Raw genomic sequence first — 20,578 nt, 5'->3', positions numbered from 1 at the left:
GCGCGATAGCGTTTCGTGAGCCCGATGCCGGATCGATCCGCCGTTTCACCGAGAAAGGTACCGCAACAGCGCCGCTCGCAGGCGCTCGTCAGCGCGGTGATCGAGGCTGCGGTCCGCATCTTGAAGCACGGCCGCGAAGAGGCATTGACGACTCGCCGCGTGGCCGAGATCGCAGGGGCGAGCGTCGGTTCGCTTTACCAGTATTTTCCCAATCGCGACGCCATTGTTCGTGCGCTGATCGACTCCCACGTGAGAGAGATGCTCGCGCGCGTCGACGAGAAGATGCGTGATGCATTCTGCGCCACGTGTCCCGAAGAAATGGTGCGTCGCTTCGCCACGGGCCTCGTCGCCGCGCACACCGTCGACCTCGATCGATGGCAGGTGATCGCCTTGCAGGTGCTGCGGTTCGGCGATCTCGACGCGAGCGACGAGGCGTGGCAAATGCTCGACGATCGCGCCCGGGAGCTCGTCCACCGCGTCGCGCCCGAGCTTCCCGCGGACGAAGCCGCCCGGGCTGCCGCGCGCCTCGTCCTCCTCGTCCGCACCCTGCTCATGGACGCCCTGACCCAGCGGCCCGACGAGCTGCGAGACCTCCGGCTCACCGCGGACATCACCGACCTGATCCTCGGCTACATCGGGCGCCTGCGCGAGCGGCACGCCAAAGAGCACGCCGCGCCCGAGACGCCCGGCTGATCAAGGTATTGGAAACCAGGTAAGGAAAACGTCGAGTCCGCCGTAGGGAGACAGGGCTCCCTTGGGCGGGAAATCGAGCGGGGTGATCCAACCACCTGCCAGGACCGCTCCGGAAGGCCCGGTCGCCACGCGGACCGAACGGGGCATGAGGGGTTCACCCGTGCCGCCGAATCGATGGGCCCAGGAGGGTGCGCCCTCCGGGGAGAGCCGGATCAGAAAAACGTTGTTGTCGGTGCTCGTGAGCTCGGCGCCGGTAGGGACCTGCATCGTCCCGGAGAAATGGCCCGCGACCAGGGCGTCGCCGTCCGCCGTGAGCGCGAGGCCGGTCCCGTGCTCATCCTGATTCCCCGCGAGCTGCGTGCTCCACTTGGGATCGCCGCTCGTCTTGTCGAGCGCGAGGACGAACGTGTCCTTGCCATTTGTCATGAAGGTCTGGTCGCCGAAGACGACCGTACCGCTCATCGTGCCGGTCACGAATACCTTGCCGGCGATGCTGGAGGCGTCCACCGCAATCGCGGCGCCCTCCGCGTCGCCACCTGCCTCGCCGAACGTGCGAATCCATTGCACGTCCGGCTTGCCGTCGAGCTTCAGGACGAACGCACGGGCCTTCGCGCCGGCGTCGGGGACCATCACCCCGGGGATGTTCATCGTGCCGGTGTAGCTGCCCGTCACGTACACGTTCCCCGCAGCGTCGACGGCCATGGCGCGAGGCTTGTGGATTCCACCCGGAAAAACGTGGGCCCACCTGCACTGGCTGAGGGCGAGATTGTAGCTCAGGACGAAGAGATCCTCGTCGCCGGCGTTGAAGTCGGCGTTCGCCGCTCCATTGCAGGGCAATGTCCCCATCCCTCGGACCGTGCCGACGAGGTAGGCAAAACCTAGATGGTCGACGGCCACCGCCACGGGCTCTTCGTCCCCAGCCGCGTTGAGCGGCACGACGTTCACCCCAGCTCCGGAACCCCAAGCCAGGAAGGCGTCCCGGTCCCCCTGGCTCGTGGTGTAATACCCAGCGAAGACCGCCTCGTTTTTCTCCCCCGACGCCGCCGCGATCGCTCGCCTGGGCTGCTGTCCAAGCTTGACCCCCCAAATCCAGGCTGGATTCCCGTCCGACGAGAACATGGCCACGAAGGCGTCGTCCGTCGTGACCTCATTGGACGGACCGAGCTTGATCATGCCCCTCGTGTCGAGCGCGAGGACGCCTTGATAGCGCCCGGCCAGGAGGACGTTCCCGGCCCCGTCGACGGCGGCCGCGAGCACCTCCTGATCCTTGTCGTCCCCATACCGCCGGCTCCACATGGCCTCCGGACAAGGGACGGCATTGCAGCTCTCGCTATTGTCCGTACGGCAGAGCTCGACGCCGGGCAGAACCTCGCCCACGCAAGTCCCCCAGGTGCCGTTGTCGAGGCACGTTCGGGTTCCTGCCTGGCAGGGCCTCACATTCTGCGCGGCCGGAGGTCCGGTGAAACAGCTCTCCGTCACATTCGGCTCGCACGGGCCGGAGCCCGCAGTGCCGCCGGTGCCGCCGGTTCCCCCGTCGCCCCCGGCTCCCCCTTCCCCGGGCGTGTCCTCCTCGTGGAAATCACTGTAATCGTACATCAGCGCGCAGCCGCCGAGCGCGACGAGGCCCGCGGCCATCGCGAACGCCGAGATGAACCGCATCAGAACCTCCCCGAAATGCGCAAGCCTCCGCCGCCCTGCACGGCGAGCGGCGCGATCGAAGCCTCCCGACCCCGCGCCTCGCCCGCCTTTCCCGACGGCGCCGTGAGCACGAGCGCGAGCCCCGCTCCGATTCCCGCGATTCCCACCCCCCACGCCACGGCGTTCCCCACGAGGAGCGGCCCGCTCGCCTGAGACAGCGCGTAGCCATCACTCCCTTTCACGCAGACACCATTCTCGTCGCAATCGTTCATGATCTGCGCGTCACGCGCGACGAGCATGCCCCCGGTGATCCCCGCCGCCACGATTCCCAAAAGGCCGACCCCGCCCACGACGAACCCCGCCGTCCTCCGTCCGCTCGCCGGCGTCGGCGAAGGTGGCGGGACCTGCGCGCTGCTGTTCGTCGATGGCGGGGGCTTGGGCACGTCGACGGGGACCACCTCCGGCCCCGGCTCGGCGACCACCTCCGTCCGCTCCTTCTCGGCGAGATCGACCTCGTAGCGCTTGTCCTCCCGCCCCGGCGCGCGCACCACGATCACGTGCTTGCCCGGCTCCACGCGCAGCGGCGCTTCGAGCTTGCTCGGCCCGAGATCCTTGCCGTCGAGCGAAATGGCGCCGCTGACCTGCCCCTCCGGCGATAGCACCCGCAGCCGCGGGACCCGCGTGTCGAGCGCGTCGATTCGCGCCTTCGCGACCTTCGCCCGCGGATCCTTGGCGTCGATCAGCGAAAGTCCCCGCTGCCAGTATTCCAGCGCCGCCGCAATCCGCCCTTCGTCCTCGTCGCAGCGCGCCACGTTGAACAGCGTGTTGGGCGTCGCGAACAAAGAAAGGCTCTCGCGGAGCTTGGTACACCCCGCCTGCTTGTGACCCGCCTCGATGTCCGCGAGTCCCTCGAAAAACAGCTTCTGCGCCCGTGCCTTCGGGTCCTCGTCGGCTGCCACGGGGGAAGATGCGAGCGCGGAGTGCAGGAGCGCAGCGGTGACGCCCCCGAAAAACCCGCGCCGCAAGGCATTGGATGTGATCATGCGCCGTTGGAGCGTAGCGCTCGGCTCCGTGGGCTCGCGCGAACGGGGGTAAATGCGAACATCGAAGCTGAACACGCCGCCGGCAAGCGACGCTCCGACTGTCCGTTCAGGCCCAAATCTCGCTGGGATGGCGCGGATCGCGCCTCTCCTACGGAATGCGAATCACGCGCGGGCGCCTCGCCGCGCCTGCGGCATGGCGCTTCGCCGCGCGAGGAGCGTGCCCGCCCGCGCAGCCCGTCAAGCGCCTCGTGACGGGATGTAGACGGCCGTCGCGGGGTCGAGGAGGTATCCGCCCTGCCCCGTCATCAGGACCTCGCGGAGACCGAGCTTGCGCAGCGTCGCGAGCGCCACGCGCACGCGGTTCGCCGCGGCGTCCGCGCCAATCCGCTCGCCGGGCCAGCCGGCACGGACGATCTCGTCGAGAGGCAACGTTTGGCCCGGCGCGGAGGCCCGTAGCTTCGCGAGGGCGAGCAGGATGCGGCGCAGCGGCGCGCGGCGCGACAGGTCCACGGACGCGCGGGCGCCCGGAAGCCGGAACCGCGCCCCGTCGTCGGAGATGACCAGCGCCTCCGCGGGCGCCGCGAGTCCATGCCGGCCGGCCGCGAGGAGGATCCGCAGCGCGAAGCGCACGTCGTCGTTGGAGCGCCCGAGCGCGAGCGCGCGCGCCTTCTCGAGGAGCCGCGTTCGCTCGGGCTCGCTCGCCTTGGCCAGCGCGACGTGAGCTTCGTGGATCGCGAGCGTCGCCTGCAGCGCCGGCTCGCTCTCGCACGCGGCGGCCGCACAGCGCGCCTTCGCGAGCCACTGCGCGGAGGCTTCGGGATCCCCTTCGTCGGACCACACCGACGCGAGGCACCCGGCGATCAACGCCTCGTACCGCTGGAAACCGGCCACGCCCATCAGCTCGAACGAGCGCCCGAGGAGCTTCGTCGCTTCGCCCGGCGAGCCTCGCTCGAGGAACGCCCCGCCGAGGTAGTAGAGCGCGCTGCCCTCGCGATGACGGCTGCCGATCTCGTGAAACAACCGCACCGCGCGCGCATGGCAAGCGAGCGCCTCGTCGAGCTTGCCCCGTTCCTGGAAGAGGATGCCCTGCGCGCTCAGGAGCGCGCCCTCGGCATGCATGTCGCCGATGCGCCGCACGATCACGAGCGCCTCGTCGAAACACGCGCTCGCCTCGGCGTAGCTCTCCCGAAAGAGGGCGATGACCCCCGTCTCGTAGAGCACCCTCGGCAGCCGATCCTCGCAATCGGCCTCGCGGTACAGCGCGAGCGCGCGCTTCGCCTCGCGTTCGGCCGCCGCGAGCTCGCCCTCGCGTCGGAGTGCATGCCCGAGGCACGCCCGGATCTCGGCCTCACGCGCGCGCCGAGATCGGCCGGCCGTCGCGCCCCCGAGGCACGCGAGCCCTCGCGCGAAGTGCGCACGCGCCTCGACCGTACGGCCGAGCGTCTCGACGATCTCCCCGAGGTGCATGCATGCGAGCGCCTCGAGCGCCGCATCGCCGCGCGCGCGAGCGAGCGCAAGGCCGGCTTCCAGATCCGAGCCCGCGGCCTTCGGGTCGCCGAGCTCGCGCCGAGCGACGCCCCGCGCGACGAGGGCGGCCGCGAAATCCGGGAGGTTCGTCCCGGATACAGTCGCCTGCGCAGCCGTGATCGCTCGATCGAGCAGCACGAGCCGGAGCTCGAACAGACCTCGCGGCACGACGACCGGTTCGAGCGCGAGCGCGAGCCCGAGCGCGAGCTCGGCGCCGTCCCCGTCGGGCGCACGCTCGGCGTCGACGAGCGCACGCGCGTGCGCCGCCACCATGTTGTCCATCTCGCGGCCGAGCTTCTCCCGCGCGGCGCCGCCGAAGGCCGCTTCCCCGGCGAGCGCGCGGCCGAACCGCGCGAACCAGCGGGTGTGCCGACTCGCGGCGCGATCGAGCTCTCCCGGCCGTTTCGAGAGCTCCTCCGCGGCGAGCTCGCGGATCGCTTCGAAGAGCGAAAAGCGCGTCTCGTCGCCCTCCGCGCGCATCCGTACGAGCGAGCGCGCGACGAGCCCATCCAGTACCGTGAGGACGTCCGCGCCCGGCCGGGCGAGCACGCTCTCCGCCGCCTCCACCGTAAAACCCCCGCGAAACACCGACGACGCCGCGAAGCACGCGCGCTCGGTCTCGTCGAGCTGCACGAGCGAGTCCAGGATCGCGCGCCGCATGGACGAATGCCGCCCGCGATCCTCGCGTCGGACCAGGAAATCCAGCGGCTCGGCGAGGCGGCTCCGGATCTGTCCGAGCCCGAGGAGCCTCACGCGCGCCGCGCAGAGCTCGATCGCGAGCGGGATCCCGTCCGTCGCGCGCACGACGTCCCCGAGCGCCGCGAGCTCGCCCGGCCCGACCTCGAAATCTGGCCGCACTTCCCGCGCGCGGCTCAAAAACAGCACCACGCCTTCCGTCGCGAAGAGCTCCTCGCGACTCGCGCCAGGCTCCGGCACGCGGAGCGGCTCCAGCGGCACGAGGTGCTCGCCCGCGATGCCGAGCACGGCGCGCGACGTGACCAGGATGCGCGCGTGCGGCGCGACCTTCATCCAAGCAGCCACCACCCCGGCGGCCGCGGTCGCGATGTGCTCCACGTTGTCGAGGACCAGGAGCACGCGGTTCTTCCGAGCGATCGCCTGCCCCAGCGCCGCCACCACGGCACTCTCCTCCGTCGTCCGTTCGAGCGCCACGCCGAGGACCGACGCCACGGCGCGGCACATCGCCGCCACGTCGCCGGCGTCCGTCAGGTCGCAAAACCAGACGCCGCCTCCATGCGCCGCGTACGCCGCGCCGTGGAGCGTCGCGAACCGCGTGGCCACGCGTGTCTTCCCCATCCCCCCGGGCGCGACGATCGTGACGAGCCGCGCGCCCTCGTCGAACCGAGCGAGGATCGTCGCGAGATCCAGGGCGCGGCCGACGAACGAGGACGGGCTCTCGTACACGTTCGTGGGCGCCCTCGATTTCATGGCATCCAGCATCGTGAACCGCGCCTCGGCCGCCATGTTCACCCGGCCCGCTCGGGGACGCGAGCGGGCGGGCGGCGCGTGGCTCGTGGTCACGGCGCGGCGTCGGCGGATTGGTTTCATCTGGGAGCCGTTTCGCTGGGGCGTTGCCCCAGGCCCCACCAGGGGTTGTCCACCCCTGGACCCGGACCAGCGCAAGCGCTGGACCCGGGGTCGATGAACTGCGCGATGCGCAGTTCATCGAACAGGCCGAGGAACGACCCCTGCCAACCAAGACAGCCGCGCTGACCTTTCGACGGGCAACGTCGTCCCTGGTCTTCCAACGGGCCCGTTGGAAGAACTGCGCATCGCGCAGTTCTTCCACCTGAGGTCCAGCGCTTGCGCTGGTTCGGGTCGAGGGGCGAACAGCCCCCGCGGGGTCCGGGGCAGCGCCCCGGCGCGGCGGCCCCAAGACGAGATCCGTGCTCAGACCCGGGCTGGATTCACCTGCACTGGCCGTCTTTGTCGGACTGCCTCTGGCAATCGGAGGGATCCGGCGGGTGCTCCTTCATGCAGCGCTCGCCGCAGCTCATGTCGCTGCTCGACATGCAGCGCGAGAGGCACGCGGCGGACTCGCCGGCGCATTTGTTCACGGCCGCGGCCGAGGGGCACTGGTAATAGGAGCCGTTCACGCAGCAATGCGCCGAGGCATTGCCCTGCCCGCCTCCCGAGCCATTGCCCTGCCCGGGCCCCGTGTTGACCTGGATGCCCCCGAGGACGTCGGCGGCCGCGCCGAGGAATCCGCCGAGCCCGCCGCCGCTCGAACCCCCGTTCCCGGAGGCCTTGGCCTCGGCCGTCTTGCGCTCCTCTTCCCTCCGCTCCGCCTCGGCGCGCGCCGCGGCCTCGGCCTTCGCCTTTTCGGCTGCGACCTTTTCGCGCTCGATCGCCTCCGCGCTCGCCTCGCGCCAGATCGCCTCCCCGACGGCCGTCGCCTCGTCCGTCAGCGCTTTTCGCTTGTCTGCGGGCATCTTCTTGCCATCGACCACGTCGACGGCCATCACCACCTTGTCGGATCCCGTCTTGAAATGGACCCAGACCTCCTGGCCGTACTGAAACTTGCAGAACTCGCGATCTTTGCAGACGGGGCGATAGCCTCGCTTTTGAATGGCTCCCTCGAGCGACGCCACCGTGGATCGCCCATCGTCGCCCGCGTAGGCGAGGGGCGTCGTTTGTCGCACGTTGCTGCACGCAGCCAGCGAGAGAGACAAAGCGAGCAGAAGGGAGAAGGCTTTGGTGTTCATTTTCACAACTCCGGACGTCAGCATGCTGTCTGACGGCGCGCCTTCAGGCGCAGGCCCAGCATCCGGGGGATGCTCGGCGCGCCCCGAAGTCGCATTTTTTTTCGAGACGTCGACGTCGCCCCCTCGCCCCCTAGCCCTGCGACCGCAAGGTGATCTCGAGCCGGCTCTGGATGAGGCGGAGAATGTCGTCCAGCTCGCCGCGCTCGACCTGAAGGCGCTCGCGCATGCGCTGCCGCGTGCCGGAGGCGAGGCGCTCGCGGGCGCGGGCGACCCAGCGGGCGGCCGTCGCGCGGTGGATGTCGTAGAGCACACCGAGCTCATCGATGCCGAGGCCCTGCTGGTAGTGCTGGCGGAGCAGGTTGCGCTCGCGCGGCGACAGCGAGGCCAGCGCTTCCCGGAACGCGCTCTGGAACTCCTCGTGGTAAAGTCGCTCGATCCGGGCGAGCTCGGGATCACCCGACGCGGGGTCGATCTGGGCGAGCTCGAGGTGGGCGCGCTCTTCACGCTTCTGTTTGCGCAAAAGGCCGAGCGCCTCGCGGACGGCGACGACACGGAGCCAGCCGCGCAGATCCCCCCGGCCCGCGTATTCGGCGATCCGGGGGAGCGAACCGCCCTCGCCGACCAGGATACGATGCCGGATACGGTCCCGGAGGTCCTCCAGCGTGGTGCTCCCGAGGTCGATACGGGCGAGCGCAGCCGTGACGTCGCGCAGCAAGGTCTTGTCGAACGTCGCGATGGCCGTCGCGTCGCCGCGGGCGCAAGCGCAGGCGAGGTACAGATCCGCGCCCGCGCGGGGCGACAGCGCGCGAATCAATGGCGCGTCCGTGTCCACCCTCGCCGCGAGGTAGGGAATGAATACGTCGGGCTCGATTTTCACGTCGGGGAAGCACGCGCGCGCCGCGGCGAGGAGGGAGGCGAGCGCCGCCTCGAGCGAGGCCGCGTCCAGATCGAGCCAATCCGCGGGAGCATCCGGCCGCGCGGCTCTCCACGCAGTCGAGAAGCAGCGAGCCAGAGCCGTGCCGTCTCCCATGTGCACGCATGGTAGCATCACGGGAGCGGCTCCTGCCAAGAGGCGCGCCGTGGCGCCCTTGCCCGCGGAAGACGCGCACGATAACGTGCCCTGTCTCCGCATGGATTGCCCGGGTGAGAACACGCTGAACGCGCTCCTCGGCGGCCACCTCGCCCCCGAGATGGCCGCGCGGACCGAGCACCACGTGGACGAATGCCCCGCGTGCCAGGAGCTGCTCGCCGTGGTGGGACAGCCCCTCCACACGTCACGGGAGAGCGGCGCGACGCCGGAGCTCGCCGCTCGTCCCAGGGGCGAAGCCACGACGGTCATGGGCACGTGTCCCCCCGGCGCCGAGGCTCCGCTTCAGCCTGGAAGCGCCGTCAGCCGCTACGTCGTGCTCTCCCGGGTGGGCGCCGGTGGTATGGGCGTCGTGTATGCCGCCTACGACCCGGAGCTGAACCGGCGGGTGGCATTGAAGGTGCTCCGCGCCGAGAACCGAGGGGAAGGGAGCGAGCCGACCCGAGCGCGCCTGCTCTCCGAGGCGCAGACGCTGGCGCGCCTCGCTCATCCGAACGTGGTCTCGATCCACGACGTGGGGGTGACCGACGGAAACGTCTTCATCGTGATGGAGTTCGTCGAGGGGCCTACGCTCGCCGCGTGGCTCGCGGAGCGCCGTCGCCCCTTGCACGAGCTCCTCCCGGTGTTCCTCCAGGCGGGCCGGGGGCTCGCCGCCGCGCACGCGATGGGGATCGTGCACCGTGACTTCAAGCCCGCGAACGTGGTGGTCGGGCGCGATGGCAGAGTTCGGGTGCTCGATTTCGGCCTCGCGCGGGACGGGCTTCCCCGGGGCACGAAAGCATCGAGCTCGGGCGCGGAGGCGGAGGCGGTGCAGACCGTCATCGCCGGCACCCCCGCCTACATGGCGCCCGAGCAACATCAGGGCCGACGCGCCGACGCGCGCGCGGACCAATTCAGCTTTTGTGTCGCCCTCCACGAGGCTCTCCACGGCGCACGCCCCTTCCGCGGCGATACACCGGCCGAGATCCTCGACGCCATTCAGCGCGGAGACATCCACGCCCCGCACGCGGCCGATATCCCTGCCTGGCTGAACGAGGCCCTCCGGCGTGGTTTGTCCGTGAAGCCCGAAGCCCGGCATGCCTCGCTCGTGGATCTGCTCGCCATCCTCGAGCGGGATCGGCGCGCGCTCCGCCGGCGGATTGCGATGTGGGTCGTCCCCCTGCTCGCGGCGGTCGTCGCGGGCGGGGTCGTCCGTGCGTCGATGGGGCCTTCCGCGGAGCCGCCTTGTCGTGGGGCGTCGAGGAGGCTCGAGGGCGTGTGGGACGCGTCCGGGCGTGCCGCCGTCCGCGAAGCGTTCCTCGCGACCGGGCTGCCCTATGCGGCGGGCGCCTTCGACCAGATCGCGGCGCACCTCGACCGGCGAGCGACGGAATGGGCGGACGCGCATACACAAGCCTGCGAGGCGACGCGGGTACGCGGCGAGCAGACGGAAGAGCAGCTCGGCCGGCGCATGGTATGCCTCGAGCGGCGGCTCGCGGATCTCGGCGCGCTCACCCAGGCGCTCGCGCAGGCCGACGTCGCCGTGGTCGACGAGAGCGCGCATGCGGTCTCCGAGCTCGCGCCCGTCAGCGATTGCGAAAACCTGGAATCGCTCTCCTCGATGGATCCGCGTCCGGCGGATCCGGCGGCGCAGGAGGCGATCGACCGGGTCACGGGAGATCTCTCCCGCGCGCGCGCGGAGCTCGCCGTGGGTCGTTACCAGGACGGGCTCTCGCGGGTCGATCCTCTGGTCCAGCGCGCCGCCGAGACACGTTATGGGCCGCTGGAAGCGGAGGCGCTCTACCTGCGCGCGCGCTTTCGCGACCTCCTCGGCAAGGATCGCGAAGCCGAGGTGGACTATCACGCGGCGGCCCACGCGGCGATTTCGAGCCACCATGACGAGATCGTGGCGAGCGCCTGGGTCGATCTGTTCGGCATTCTGGCCTTCGACGTGCGCCGGGTCGACGAGGCCGCGCGTGCTCTGGAGTATGCGCGGGCGTCGCTTCGCAGACGCGGGGCCAATCCGGAGCTCCTCGCGCGGCTGTCCGTGCGGATCTGCACGCGAGGCAATGCGCTCGCCGATGCGCCGCAGATCGAGGCGGATTGCCGGCACGCCGTCGAGCAGGTCGAGCGATTCGCGCCCCACGATCCGGAGCTCCTCGCGGCCTCGCTGCAAGGGCTCGGGAGCGCGCAACGCTATCAGGGCAAGCTCGCCGAAGCCCGAGCCTCCGTCGATCGAGCGATCGCCACCTTGTCGAATACGCTCGGCAAAGACCATCCGTCGGCGCTGCGCGCGCGCCGGGCGCTCGTCCTCGTCCACCTGGAGAGTGGCGCGCTGGCCGAGGCCGAGGCCGAGAGCCGAGCCATCGTCGAGAGCAGCGAGCGAAGCTTGCCGCCCGAGCACCCGGTGCGATTGACGGCGCTCTTCGATCTGGCCAGGACCCTCACCGTCCGAGGCAACCACGCCGCGGCGCTGCCCCTCTTCCAGCAGGCCTACGAGGGGGAGCGCCAGAAGCGCGGCGAGGACTCCGAGCAAGCGGCAAGCTGCCTCGAAGCCATGGGGCGTGCCCTGCACATGCTGGGGCGCAAACAGGAGGCGCTCGACCATTACCGTCGCTCGCTCGCGATACGTGAAAAAATCCTCGGCGCGGGCCACGCCGTCGTCGCCAGCACGCTGGTCTTCATTGCCATCGTGCGTCACGACGAAGGGGACCACGAGGAGGCGCTCTCGCTCCTGCGCCGCGCGCTCGAGATTCGTGAGAAGGCGCTCGGGCCCGAGCATCCGCTCGTCGCGAGCACGCTCGACATGCTGGGCAGGATCTATGGCGCGGTCGGCCGCCTCGATGCAGCCGAGCCGCTCGTCGAGCGCTCCCTCGCCATCAACGAGGCGCGGCTCGGGAAGGAGCACCCTTCGCTCGCGGACGCGCTCGTCCCACTCGCGGACATCCATATCGAGCGTCACGCGCCGAAACGAGCCATTCCGCTGCTCGAGCGCGCGGTCGCTTTGCTCCTGCGTCATCCGGGCGACCCGACCAAGCTGGCGGACGCACGGTATTCCCTCGCGCATGCGCTCGTGGCGGCCGGGGAGGACCGGCAGCGCGCGGTCGTGCTCGCGGACGAGGCTCGGGCGGGATATCTCGCGGCCGGGCCGAGGGCGGAGGCCGCCGCCGCGGACGTCGAGGCATGGGTGGCTCGCATTCGGCGGTGATCGATTGGCCATCCTCTCGCCATTACGAGAACCCAAGCTGGGGGTCCTCGCACGGGCCGCCTTCTGGGCGTGCTGAGCCGGGTGAATGCCACTGTTTTTTCCGCTTGCGCTGTACCCGTTGGTGTACGTAAAATCCGTCCAGCGCTCGCATCGTCATTCCTCGTGATGCGGGCACGGCCACCTGGCCGTCGTGAATGCCGGACAATGAATCCACGACAATCGATTGACGCCGAACAGGCGCACGAGGACCTCGCGCGCGAGAACGCGGCGCTGCGGCGGCGCATTGCCGAGCTGGAAATCCCGGCGCGGCGTTACCAGGCCCTGTTCGACGGCGGCGTCGTCAGCCTGCAAGTCTACGATCTCGAGAGCCGCACCAAGGAGGTAAACGCGGGCTGGGAGCAGCTCTGGCACACACGTCTCGAGCAAACCGCCGATTACAGGCTGCTCCAGGACCCCCAGATCGCCGCGCAGGGGTTCATGCATCTCATCGAGCAGGCGTTCCTGGAAGGAAAGGCTGCGCGGTTGCCCACCATCCGGTATGATCCGCGCCAGAACGAAGCTGTCGAACAGGGGAATGTTCGCTGGGTCGCCTCGGCGCTCCTCCCGGTCCAGGGAGCGAACGGCGATGTATGCGAGGTGATACAGCTCCATTTCGACGTCGGCGAGCTCAAGCATTCGGAGGAGGAGCTGCGGCAGCAGAAGGAGCAGCTCGAGGCCGCCGTGACCGCGCGCACCGCGGAGCTCGCGGAGCAGCTTCGTGTGAGCGAGGAGCAGCAGCAGGCGATCGCCGCGTTGTCCACGCCCGTGCTCCGGATCTGGAAGGGCATCCTCGCCGTGCCGCTGATCGGCCGCATCGACGCGGCGCGCGGCGCGCGAATCCTCGAGGTCCTGCTCCGGTCGATCGTGGAGGCGAGCGCGGAGAAGGTCATCCTCGACGTCACGGGCGTGCCCGTCCTCGATGCGAACGCGGCGCGTTATCTGCGGGACGCGGTGCGCGCGGCCGAATTGCTGGGTGCGCAATGCATGGTCGTCGGCATCTCCACGCGAACGGCGCGCACGCTGGTGGAGGACGACCTCGGTTTCGAGAATGTGTGCACCTTCGCGACCCTGCAGGAAGGATTGCGCTGCGCCCTGGTACGGCGATAGAAGCGCTCCCCTTCCCTACGGGCTGCGCTCCGCCAGGAGCTTCATCAGCGCGGTATTGTCCACCGGCTTGACGAGATGGTAGTCGAAGCCCGCCTCTTGGGTCTGACGACGGTCCTCGGCCTGTCCCCAGCCGGTCATTGCAATGAGGAAAACGGCGCGCCCCCACGCCTGCTCGCGGAGCCTACGGCAGACCTCATAGCCGTTCATCCGCGGCATTCCGATGTCGAGCAGCATCACGGTCGGCTTGAACGACTCGGCGACCCGGAGCGCTTGCTCGCCGTCGTAGGCGGTCCTCACCTCGCTGCCCATGATCTCCAGCAGCGCGGCGAGGCTATCGGCATTGTCGACATTGTCGTCGACCACGAGCACGCGATGCTTCACCCCGAGCATGGACGTGGCGTCCTCGTGGGACTCGCTGCCCTGCGGCAATCCGACGGTCGGGAGCTCGACACGGAACTCGCTCCCGCCATTCGGTCCATCGCTCCGCACCGATACCTTTCCCCCGTGCAGCTCCACGAGCCCCTTCACGAGCGACAAACCAATGCCGAGCCCCCCCTGCGCCCGCTCGAGCGCAGGCGCCGCCTGCGCGAAGATGTCGAACACCCTCGGCAGCATGTCGCTCGTGATGCCGATGCCGTTGTCCCTGACCGCCACGACCACCATCGCCTCTCGACGCTCGACGGAAAGCGAGATCTTGCCTCCCTCGGGCGTGTATTTCGCCGCGTTGTTGAGCAAATTCGAGAAGATCTGGGCGAGCCGCACGGGATCCCCGTCGACGCAGATCGAGCCCGCCGGAAGGCTCACCGTGAGCTGATGCCGCCCGGCTTCGATCACCGGCCGGCTCGTCTCGACGGCGACATCGATGACGGAGGTCAGCGCGGCGCGCTCCCTTCGCAATTCGAGCTTCCCGCGGGAGATACGCGAGACGTCCAGCAGGTCTTCGAGCAATCGGGTCATGTGATGGACCTGCCTGTCGATCACGTTCCGACACCAGACGAGCTTCGGATCGGGCGGGCCTTTCGCTTTCAGGAGCTGCACCGCGTTCCGGATGGGGGCGAGCGGATTGCGTAGCTCGTGGGCGAGCGTCGCGATGAACGTGTCTTTTCGTCGATCCGCCTCGCGGAGCTGCTCGATGAGCCGCAGCCGCTCGCCCGCGACGGCGACGTACTGCGTGATGGTCTCGAGAAACTCCACCTCGTCCTGCGTGAATGCACGCTTGCTGCAACTGCCGAACGACAACGTCCCGACGAGCCGCCCACCGGCCATGAGCGGATTGCAGACGTACGCCTGTACGCCGTGCTCGCGAAGCGAATCTGCCCTTGCATCGGTCGAGCGCTGCACGTCGGTCAGGACGATGGGCTCCGAGCGCTCCGCGACCTCGCCGCAAATAAATGCGCCGAAGCCGGAGGGCGCCAGCGCCTCGACGGCTTCGGGCGGGATCCCGGCGCTCGATACGAGGCGCAAGCGCGGAGCTCCGGGCTCGACCATGCAGGTCTCGTAGAGGTCGAGCCCGAGATCGGCGCGGATCTTCTCGAAAAGCGCGCGAACCATCGCATCCACGTCGTGAACGGTCATCAAGATGCGGGCCGCCTCCCAGAGAAGCTGGAGCCGCCGCGTGCGTCGTTCGAGATTGGCTTCGGTGAACTTGCGATCGGTGATGTCCAGAAACGCCGCGATGCTCCCCCGGATGTTGTGCTCGGCGTCGTAGAGCGGCGACGCATACCCGAAGATATGCTTTCTGCGGCCATCCTCGAATACGATATCGTATTCTTCGCCACGGACCGGGTGGCCCCGCGCGGCTCGCCGCATGGGCATCTCCATCGGCCCGAGCTCGCGCCCTTCGTGCAGGAGCCTTTGAGGCGTGCGACGCTCTTCGGACTCCGCCGTCAAGGAAAGGTTTGCCCGCCCTCTCGCGTCGATGAGCTCGGCGGCAGCACGATTGCCGGTGACGCGAAGGCAGTTCGGATCATGCGCCATGAAAATCGCAATCGGGACGAGGTCGAGCACCGTCTGCAACTCGCCCGCCTTCGCCTCGAGCTCCGCATTGAGCCGCCGAACGCGCTCCTGTGCTTCCACCTGATCGGTGATGTTCACCGACATCCCGGCGAGCATCGCGCGGCCATGGCTATCGTGCATCGGGAACTTGTAGGAGAGGTAATGTGCAGGCCGCCCCGCCACCGTCACGGTCTCCACGATACGGGCCACGGCGCCGCTGGTGAGCACGGCGCGATCATTCTCGCCGACGCGCGCGGCCTCCTCCGGCGGGAAGAAGTCGGCGTCCGTCTCCCCGATCCATTGCGCGAGAGGGCGGTCGAGCCTCCGTTCGAGGTAGGCGTTCACCCAGACGTACCGCAACTCGGCGTCCTTGATGTAAGCCGATGCCGGGCAATTGCGCATGAATTGCTGGAAGCGCTCCTCGCTCTCCCGCAATTGATTCTCGACCCGCTTCTGGGCCGTGATGTCCAGGGATACGACGCCGACGCCGCGCACCTCGCCGCGGCGGTCGCGGATCGCATAGTAGTTCATCACCCAGTGGCGCTCCTCGTTCGGAGCGCTGCCCGGCCCGCGGAACTCCACGCCGCGAATGGCTTCCCCGGCGTCGCGGACCTGCCGAAGCAGCGGCTCGACCCGCTCGGCCCACGCTGGCCGCAGCTCGCCGAGGGTCCTGCCGAGGTGGCTGTCGATGGTCCTCCCGTCGAGCGCTGCCTCCTCGTTGAGCGAGACGATCCGCAGCTCGCGGTCGAATGCCACGATTGCAACCGGCGCGTGCGTGATCAGCGCATCGAGCCGCGCGAGCAGCTCCTCGCGCTCCTGCTCCAGACGCTTTCTATCGGCGAGATCCGCGAGCTCGAGCTCGTCGGCCCGTATCTCGTCCTTTCGCTGAAGAAACACGAACACGCCGTCGCCATCCTTCAGCCCCGTGAGGGTGAACGAAGGAAGGTCGAAGCTGCACGGCTCGCCGGAGCGGTTCGTGGCTTCGAGGGCAGCATAAAGCCCATTCTCCAGAAATATCGGGATCTCTCGACCTATCGTCTTGCCGACGAGGTCGCTCCGCGAAAGCGCCCGGGATGCCGCGGCATTCAGGTATGACCATTCGAAATCGCTGGGCGCGCCGGCCTCGTCGCGCACGACGCGAAGCCGCATGACGCCGTCCGGGTGGCGATCGAAGTTGGTGGGATCGAATGGCATGGCGCCGGGCGGTTCTAGCCCACAGCCCCGGAGGCGAGAAGGGTTGTCGGAGAAGATCACGAGCTCGCTCCTCCATCCCCGCGCACGACGCAGAGGTTTGGCTGGCCGCGCAGGCTGGTTTCTCGCCTGATCGCTGGCTCGTTCGTTGCAACGGTGAAACGCGAGCTGTGCCGCACGCGCCTGCCGCTGGCGACGGAGACCGATGAGCACGCAAGATTCCAGAGGCGCACCCCGCGGGCCGAGCCTGTCGGAGCTCTTGCGGGACCTGGAGCCGGAGATCCTAGCGAAATGGGAGCAGGCCGTCCGAAAGCTCCCCGTCGCTCGTTCCCTCGCGCGCCCGGTCTTGATGGACCATGTGCCCGAGCTCCTCGAGCGCATCGCCGAGATGGTCGACCAGATGGCGGCGGGCCGGCCCCCAGAGCCGCTAGAGGAGGCGGCCGAGAGCCATGCCCGCGATCGCCTGGAAGCCGGCTTCGATCTCGGCGAAGTCGTCGCCGAATACGCCGCGCTCCGGGCCACGATCACGAAGCATTTCTTGCAGAAACAGCTCCTGGTCGAGTACCCCGAGGCCCTTTCGGTCCTGAACTGGGCCATCGACACGGCCGTCGCGACCTCGGTCGATCGTTATACCCGCGCGAGTAGGCGCACGCTCGAGGCCCTCGACCGAATCTCCACCGCGTCCCTCGAAGCCCGGAGCCTGAACGAGCTTTTGCAGCGGCTCCTCGGCGTGTTCCTCGGCGCCACGGCTTCCGTCGACACCGCCGTGATCCTCCTGTGTGAGGACGACATCTTGCGCGTTCGAGCGGCCGTGGGTCTCGAGGAGGAGGTCTCGCAAGGGTTCTCTTTGAAGGTCGGCGAGGGATTCGCGGGGACGATTGCCACGGAGCAGCGCCCGATCTTCCTTCGGAACGCTTCGGAGGACCCGCTCGTCAAGAGTCCGATCCTCCGCGCGAAGGGCGTGAAAGCTCTCTATGGGGTTCCTCTCGTCGATGGAGCTCGCGTCCTCGGCGTCGCGCACATGGGCTCCCGGAGCACCTCTGAATTCTCCGAGCAGGACAAACATCTGTTCGGCGCCCTCGCCGGTCGCGCCACGACCGCGATTTCTCAAAGCATGCTCCGTGAAAGGCTCGAGGTGGAGCGCGCCCGGCTCGCGGCCGTCGTCGAGCAGATGCCGGCCGGCGTCGTCCTCGCCGAGGCGCCCTCCGGCAGGATGATCATGGGCAATCGGCAGGTGGCCGAGATCTGGCGCCGCCCGTTCGAGCCATCGAGCAACATCGAGGAGTATCGGACCTGGCGGGGCTTCCACCTCGTGAATGGTCGGCCTCTGAACCCCAAGGAATGGGCGCTCGCGCGCGCCATCCTGAACGGCGAGACGGTCCGGCAGGAGCTCAGGATCCTGCGCGGCGACGGCACCTACGGCTTCATCTTGAATACGGGCGCGCCCATTCGTGACTCCGCCGGGCGCATCGTCGCGGCCGTCGCGGCGCTCGTCGACATCACGGACCGCAAGCGCGCCGAGGAGGAGCGCGAGCGGCTCATCACCGAGATCGATTTCGAACGCATCCGTTATCTCGACCTCATCAACAACCTCGATCACGTCGTCGTGTGGGAGGCGGATCCCAATTCGCTCGCCTTCTCCTTCGTGAGCAGCCGCGCGGCCACTGCGACGGGCTTCACCGCCGAGGAATGGAAACGTTCGCCGAAGTTCTGGGCCGCGCGCGTCCCGCAGGAGGATCTCGACGCGCTCTTGTCCCATTTCCGGCGATGCCAGGACGAGGAGAGCCCCGCCCCCTTCGATCACCGCTTCCTCCGGCGCGACGGTCGGGTATCCTGGTTGCGGACGGGCGTCCACCTTTTGCGGACCGGGCACAGGGCCCACCTCGTCGGCGTGAGCATGGACGTCACCGAGCTCAAGGCCGCCATCGGGGCGAGAGACCAGGTCCTTGCCATCGTATCGCACGACCTGCGAAACCCCCTCGCCAGCATCATGGGTGCGGTACAGTTTTTGACGTTACGCGCGGCCTCCGACGAGGTGTATGCGTGTTTTCGCAAGCCGGCGGACATCATCTCGCGTGCGGCGCAGCAGATGGCGCGAATGATATCCGACATCATGGATGTATCGAGCATCGAGACCGGACACGTCACCGTCGTACCGGCGCCCGAACATCCGTATCGGCTCGCGACCGAAGCCATGGCCGGATTTCATGATCGGGCGCGCGAGAAGGGGGTATCGCTCCGCAGCGAGATCGCGGCCGAGCTCCCCCGGGTCCATTGCGACCGCGACCGGGTGATGCAGGTCTTCGCCAACCTCATCAGCAACGCCATCCAGGTCACCGACCCGGGCGGATCGATCGTCCTTCAGGCCGAGGCGCGCGGCAAGGAGGTCGCGTTCTCGGTCTCGGACACGGGGCGAGGCATCCCGGCGAACGAAATCGGCCATCTCTTCCAGCCGTATTGGCGGAGCACCAGGTCGGGCTACAAGGGAAGCGGCCTCGGGCTCGCCATCGTGCAGGGCTTCGTCGCCGCGCACGGCGGCAAGGTCTGGGTCGAGAGCGCGATCGACAAAGGGACCACGTTCTTTTTCACGCTCCCCGTCGAGGGAGCGGAGCCCCGGGAAGGGCTGTCTCGGGCCGCCTGAGACGGGTCACTCGTCCTGCATACGCGCCCGGACGAACACGCCGTGTCCCTTCAGGAACGTGCTCGTCCACCCGCCCGTGACGGGGGCATTGGGCGCGAGAATACAGCTCGAGTCCTGCCCGCAGTTGTCGAGCTTCCAGGCGGTCCAGCCGATCCCGTGCGTGTTCATCCACTCGTGCCAGAGGCGAGCCGCGTCCAGACAGACTTGCCCGTCGGTCCCGCCGTCGGCGTGCGTGGCCCCCCACTCCGTCACGAGCAGGGGCAAACCTTTGGCGCGGGCCCCGTCGGCCTTGCCGCGCAGCCAATCGGTGTGCGTACACGCGTAGAAATGCAACGTGTAAAGGAGGTTCGTCCCGGCCACCGGTGACTCTGCGGCGCGGTCCACGTCCTGCGACCAGTTCGGCGTGCCGAGCACGATCACGTTGTCCGGATCCTTCGCGCGGATCGCCGCGATCACGGCCTCGTGATACGGCTTCAGCGTGCCCTGCCAATCGAGATCCAGAGGCTCGTTGAACGGCTCGTAGATCACGTTGGGTTTGTCGCCGTATTTCGTGGCCATCTCGCTGAAGAACTGCGCTGCTTGATCTTTGTGCTGATGGGCGTTGTGATCGTGCCAATCGATGATCACGTACACGCCCGCGGCGATCGCATTGTCGACGATCTGCTCGACCTGGCTCCGTGCCTTGTCGGGGTTCGTCAGGTACGCCCCGTCCGGCTCGACGCCCATGGCGGCGCGGATCACGGTCGCGCGCCAGTTGTTCCGCATCCAGCGTAGAGCCTCGAGGTTCTGCGCGAACCCTTCGTTCTCCCAGTTCAGCCACATGCTGCTCGGGCCCTTGAGCTGCATGCGGTCGCCATTTTGATCACGAAGCTCCGTGCCGACCACCTCGAGCTGCCCATGGAGCTCGACCGGCGTGGGGCCCATGTCTCCCGAGCCGACATCGTCGTCCGAGCCCGTGTCCCGGGGATCGATGGTGGCCGGTGGGCTCTGGCTCTGGGCGCTCCCGGGATCACACCCCGCTGCGCTCAGGAAAAGAAGCCCGCACGCGCCGAGGACCCACGCGTATCGACTCACGGCTCCACCCCCCAGACGAGCGTGCCATTGTGGTAGAGCGTGACCTTGTCCCAGTCGGCGAACGCGGTCTTCGTCGGATCGAACGAGTAATCGTTCGTCTCGTCGTAGCTCGCGTAATCCATCTTGTTGTAGCGAGCCTGGATCTCGCCGCTCTGCCCGCCCGGCGCGAGGACGTCGGCGCCGCTGAACGACACCTCGAGATAATGGTCGGCGTTCGCGCCCGAGGTCGTCATGAACGCGCCCGACACCTTCCCACACCCGACGAACGCATAATCGCAGTGAAATACCTCGGTCTGCGAGCCGTTCGGCTCCAGCGTGTAGTAGTACCGGATCGTGAGCTCGGCGAGCGGCACGGAGACGTCGCTGCCGTTCACGACGTTGAAATGAGGCTTGATCTCGGCGTTCGTCGCGTTGGTATCTGACGCCTTGTACTGAACGTGCAATCCGGCCGGCGGCGCGCCGCCCGCGCCCGAGGAGCTGGAGCTGCTGGACGAGCTGCTCGCGCTGGAGGAGCTGCTCGCGCTGGAGCTCGAGCTGCTCGCGCTGGAGGAGCTGCTCGCACTGGAGCTCGAACTGCTCGCGCCGCCCGCCCCGCCCGGGCCGCCGCCGCCCGGGCCGCCGCCGCCCGGCCCG

At 68.7% G+C, this 20,578-nt stretch carries 12 protein-coding genes; 4 read left to right on the top strand and 8 right to left on the bottom strand.

Annotated features, from left to right (window positions below):
- The first annotated feature begins 24 nt into the window (after positions 1 to 24).
- The gene (locus QHF83_RS29250; RefSeq protein WP_282421266.1) at positions 25 to 693 is read left to right on the top strand and encodes a TetR/AcrR family transcriptional regulator; all 669 of its coding nucleotides are present in this window, start codon (positions 25 to 27) and stop codon (positions 691 to 693) included.
- Here QHF83_RS29250 and QHF83_RS29245 read toward each other — a convergent pair whose 3' ends face one another.
- From QHF83_RS29245 to QHF83_RS29225, 5 genes are all read right to left on the bottom strand, one after another.
- The gene (locus QHF83_RS29245) at positions 694 to 2,352 is read right to left on the bottom strand and encodes a hypothetical protein (RefSeq protein ID WP_282421265.1); all 1,659 of its coding nucleotides are present in this window, start codon (positions 2,350 to 2,352) and stop codon (positions 694 to 696) included. It abuts the gene before it with no gap.
- On the bottom strand, positions 2,352 to 3,374 hold the full coding sequence (locus tag QHF83_RS29240) for a hypothetical protein (RefSeq protein WP_282421264.1): 1,023 nt from the start codon (positions 3,372 to 3,374) through the stop codon (positions 2,352 to 2,354). Before QHF83_RS29240 ends, QHF83_RS29245 begins: the two co-directional genes overlap by 1 nt.
- A gap of 237 nt (positions 3,375 to 3,611) precedes the next feature.
- Entirely contained in the window at positions 3,612 to 6,440 is a 2,829-nt protein-coding gene (locus QHF83_RS29235) for an AAA family ATPase (RefSeq protein WP_282421263.1), read from the bottom strand.
- A gap of 386 nt (positions 6,441 to 6,826) precedes the next feature.
- The gene (locus QHF83_RS29230; RefSeq protein WP_282421262.1) at positions 6,827 to 7,624 is read right to left on the bottom strand and encodes a hypothetical protein; all 798 of its coding nucleotides are present in this window, start codon (positions 7,622 to 7,624) and stop codon (positions 6,827 to 6,829) included.
- A gap of 130 nt (positions 7,625 to 7,754) precedes the next feature.
- The gene (locus tag QHF83_RS29225; protein ID WP_282421261.1) at positions 7,755 to 8,654 is read right to left on the bottom strand and encodes a sigma-70 family RNA polymerase sigma factor; all 900 of its coding nucleotides are present in this window, start codon (positions 8,652 to 8,654) and stop codon (positions 7,755 to 7,757) included.
- 49 nt (positions 8,655 to 8,703) lie between these two features.
- Here QHF83_RS29225 and QHF83_RS29220 point away from each other — a divergent pair, with 49 nt between their 5' ends.
- Both QHF83_RS29220 and QHF83_RS29215 read left to right on the top strand, forming a co-directional pair.
- Positions 8,704 to 11,898: a serine/threonine-protein kinase gene (locus tag QHF83_RS29220; RefSeq protein WP_282421260.1), complete on the top strand. Its 3,195-nt coding sequence runs from the start codon at positions 8,704 to 8,706 to the stop codon at positions 11,896 to 11,898.
- Between the two features lie 204 nt (positions 11,899 to 12,102).
- Entirely contained in the window at positions 12,103 to 13,044 is a 942-nt protein-coding gene (locus QHF83_RS29215) for an STAS domain-containing protein (protein WP_282421259.1), read from the top strand.
- 15 nt (positions 13,045 to 13,059) lie between these two features.
- Here the strand turns inward: QHF83_RS29215 and QHF83_RS29210 are convergent, their stop codons facing one another.
- A complete protein-coding gene (locus QHF83_RS29210) occupies positions 13,060 to 16,233 on the bottom strand; it encodes a PAS domain-containing protein (protein ID WP_282421258.1) in 3,174 nt (1,057 codons plus the stop codon).
- 202 nt (positions 16,234 to 16,435) lie between these two features.
- On the opposite strand from QHF83_RS29210, the gene QHF83_RS29205 reads away from it, so the two are divergent.
- On the top strand, positions 16,436 to 18,871 hold the full coding sequence (locus tag QHF83_RS29205; protein WP_282421257.1) for an ATP-binding protein: 2,436 nt from the start codon (positions 16,436 to 16,438) through the stop codon (positions 18,869 to 18,871).
- A 6-nt stretch (positions 18,872 to 18,877) separates the two neighbouring features.
- Here QHF83_RS29205 and QHF83_RS29200 read toward each other — a convergent pair whose 3' ends face one another.
- Together QHF83_RS29200 and QHF83_RS29195 are read right to left on the bottom strand one after the other, a co-directional pair.
- Positions 18,878 to 19,945, bottom strand: coding sequence for a glycoside hydrolase family 5 protein (locus QHF83_RS29200; protein WP_282421256.1), 1,068 nt, complete (start codon positions 19,943 to 19,945; stop codon positions 18,878 to 18,880).
- A partial coding sequence (locus QHF83_RS29195; RefSeq protein ID WP_282421255.1) for a cellulose binding domain-containing protein occupies positions 19,942 to 20,578 on the bottom strand: 637 nt, incomplete at its 5' end. The genes QHF83_RS29195 and QHF83_RS29200, both read right to left, overlap by 4 nt.

The organism is Polyangium sp. 15x6 (assembly GCF_029960785.1).
Classification (GTDB): Bacteria; Myxococcota_A; Polyangia; order Polyangiales; family Polyangiaceae; genus Polyangium.
This window is presented reverse-complemented; position numbering and strand designations above follow the sequence as displayed.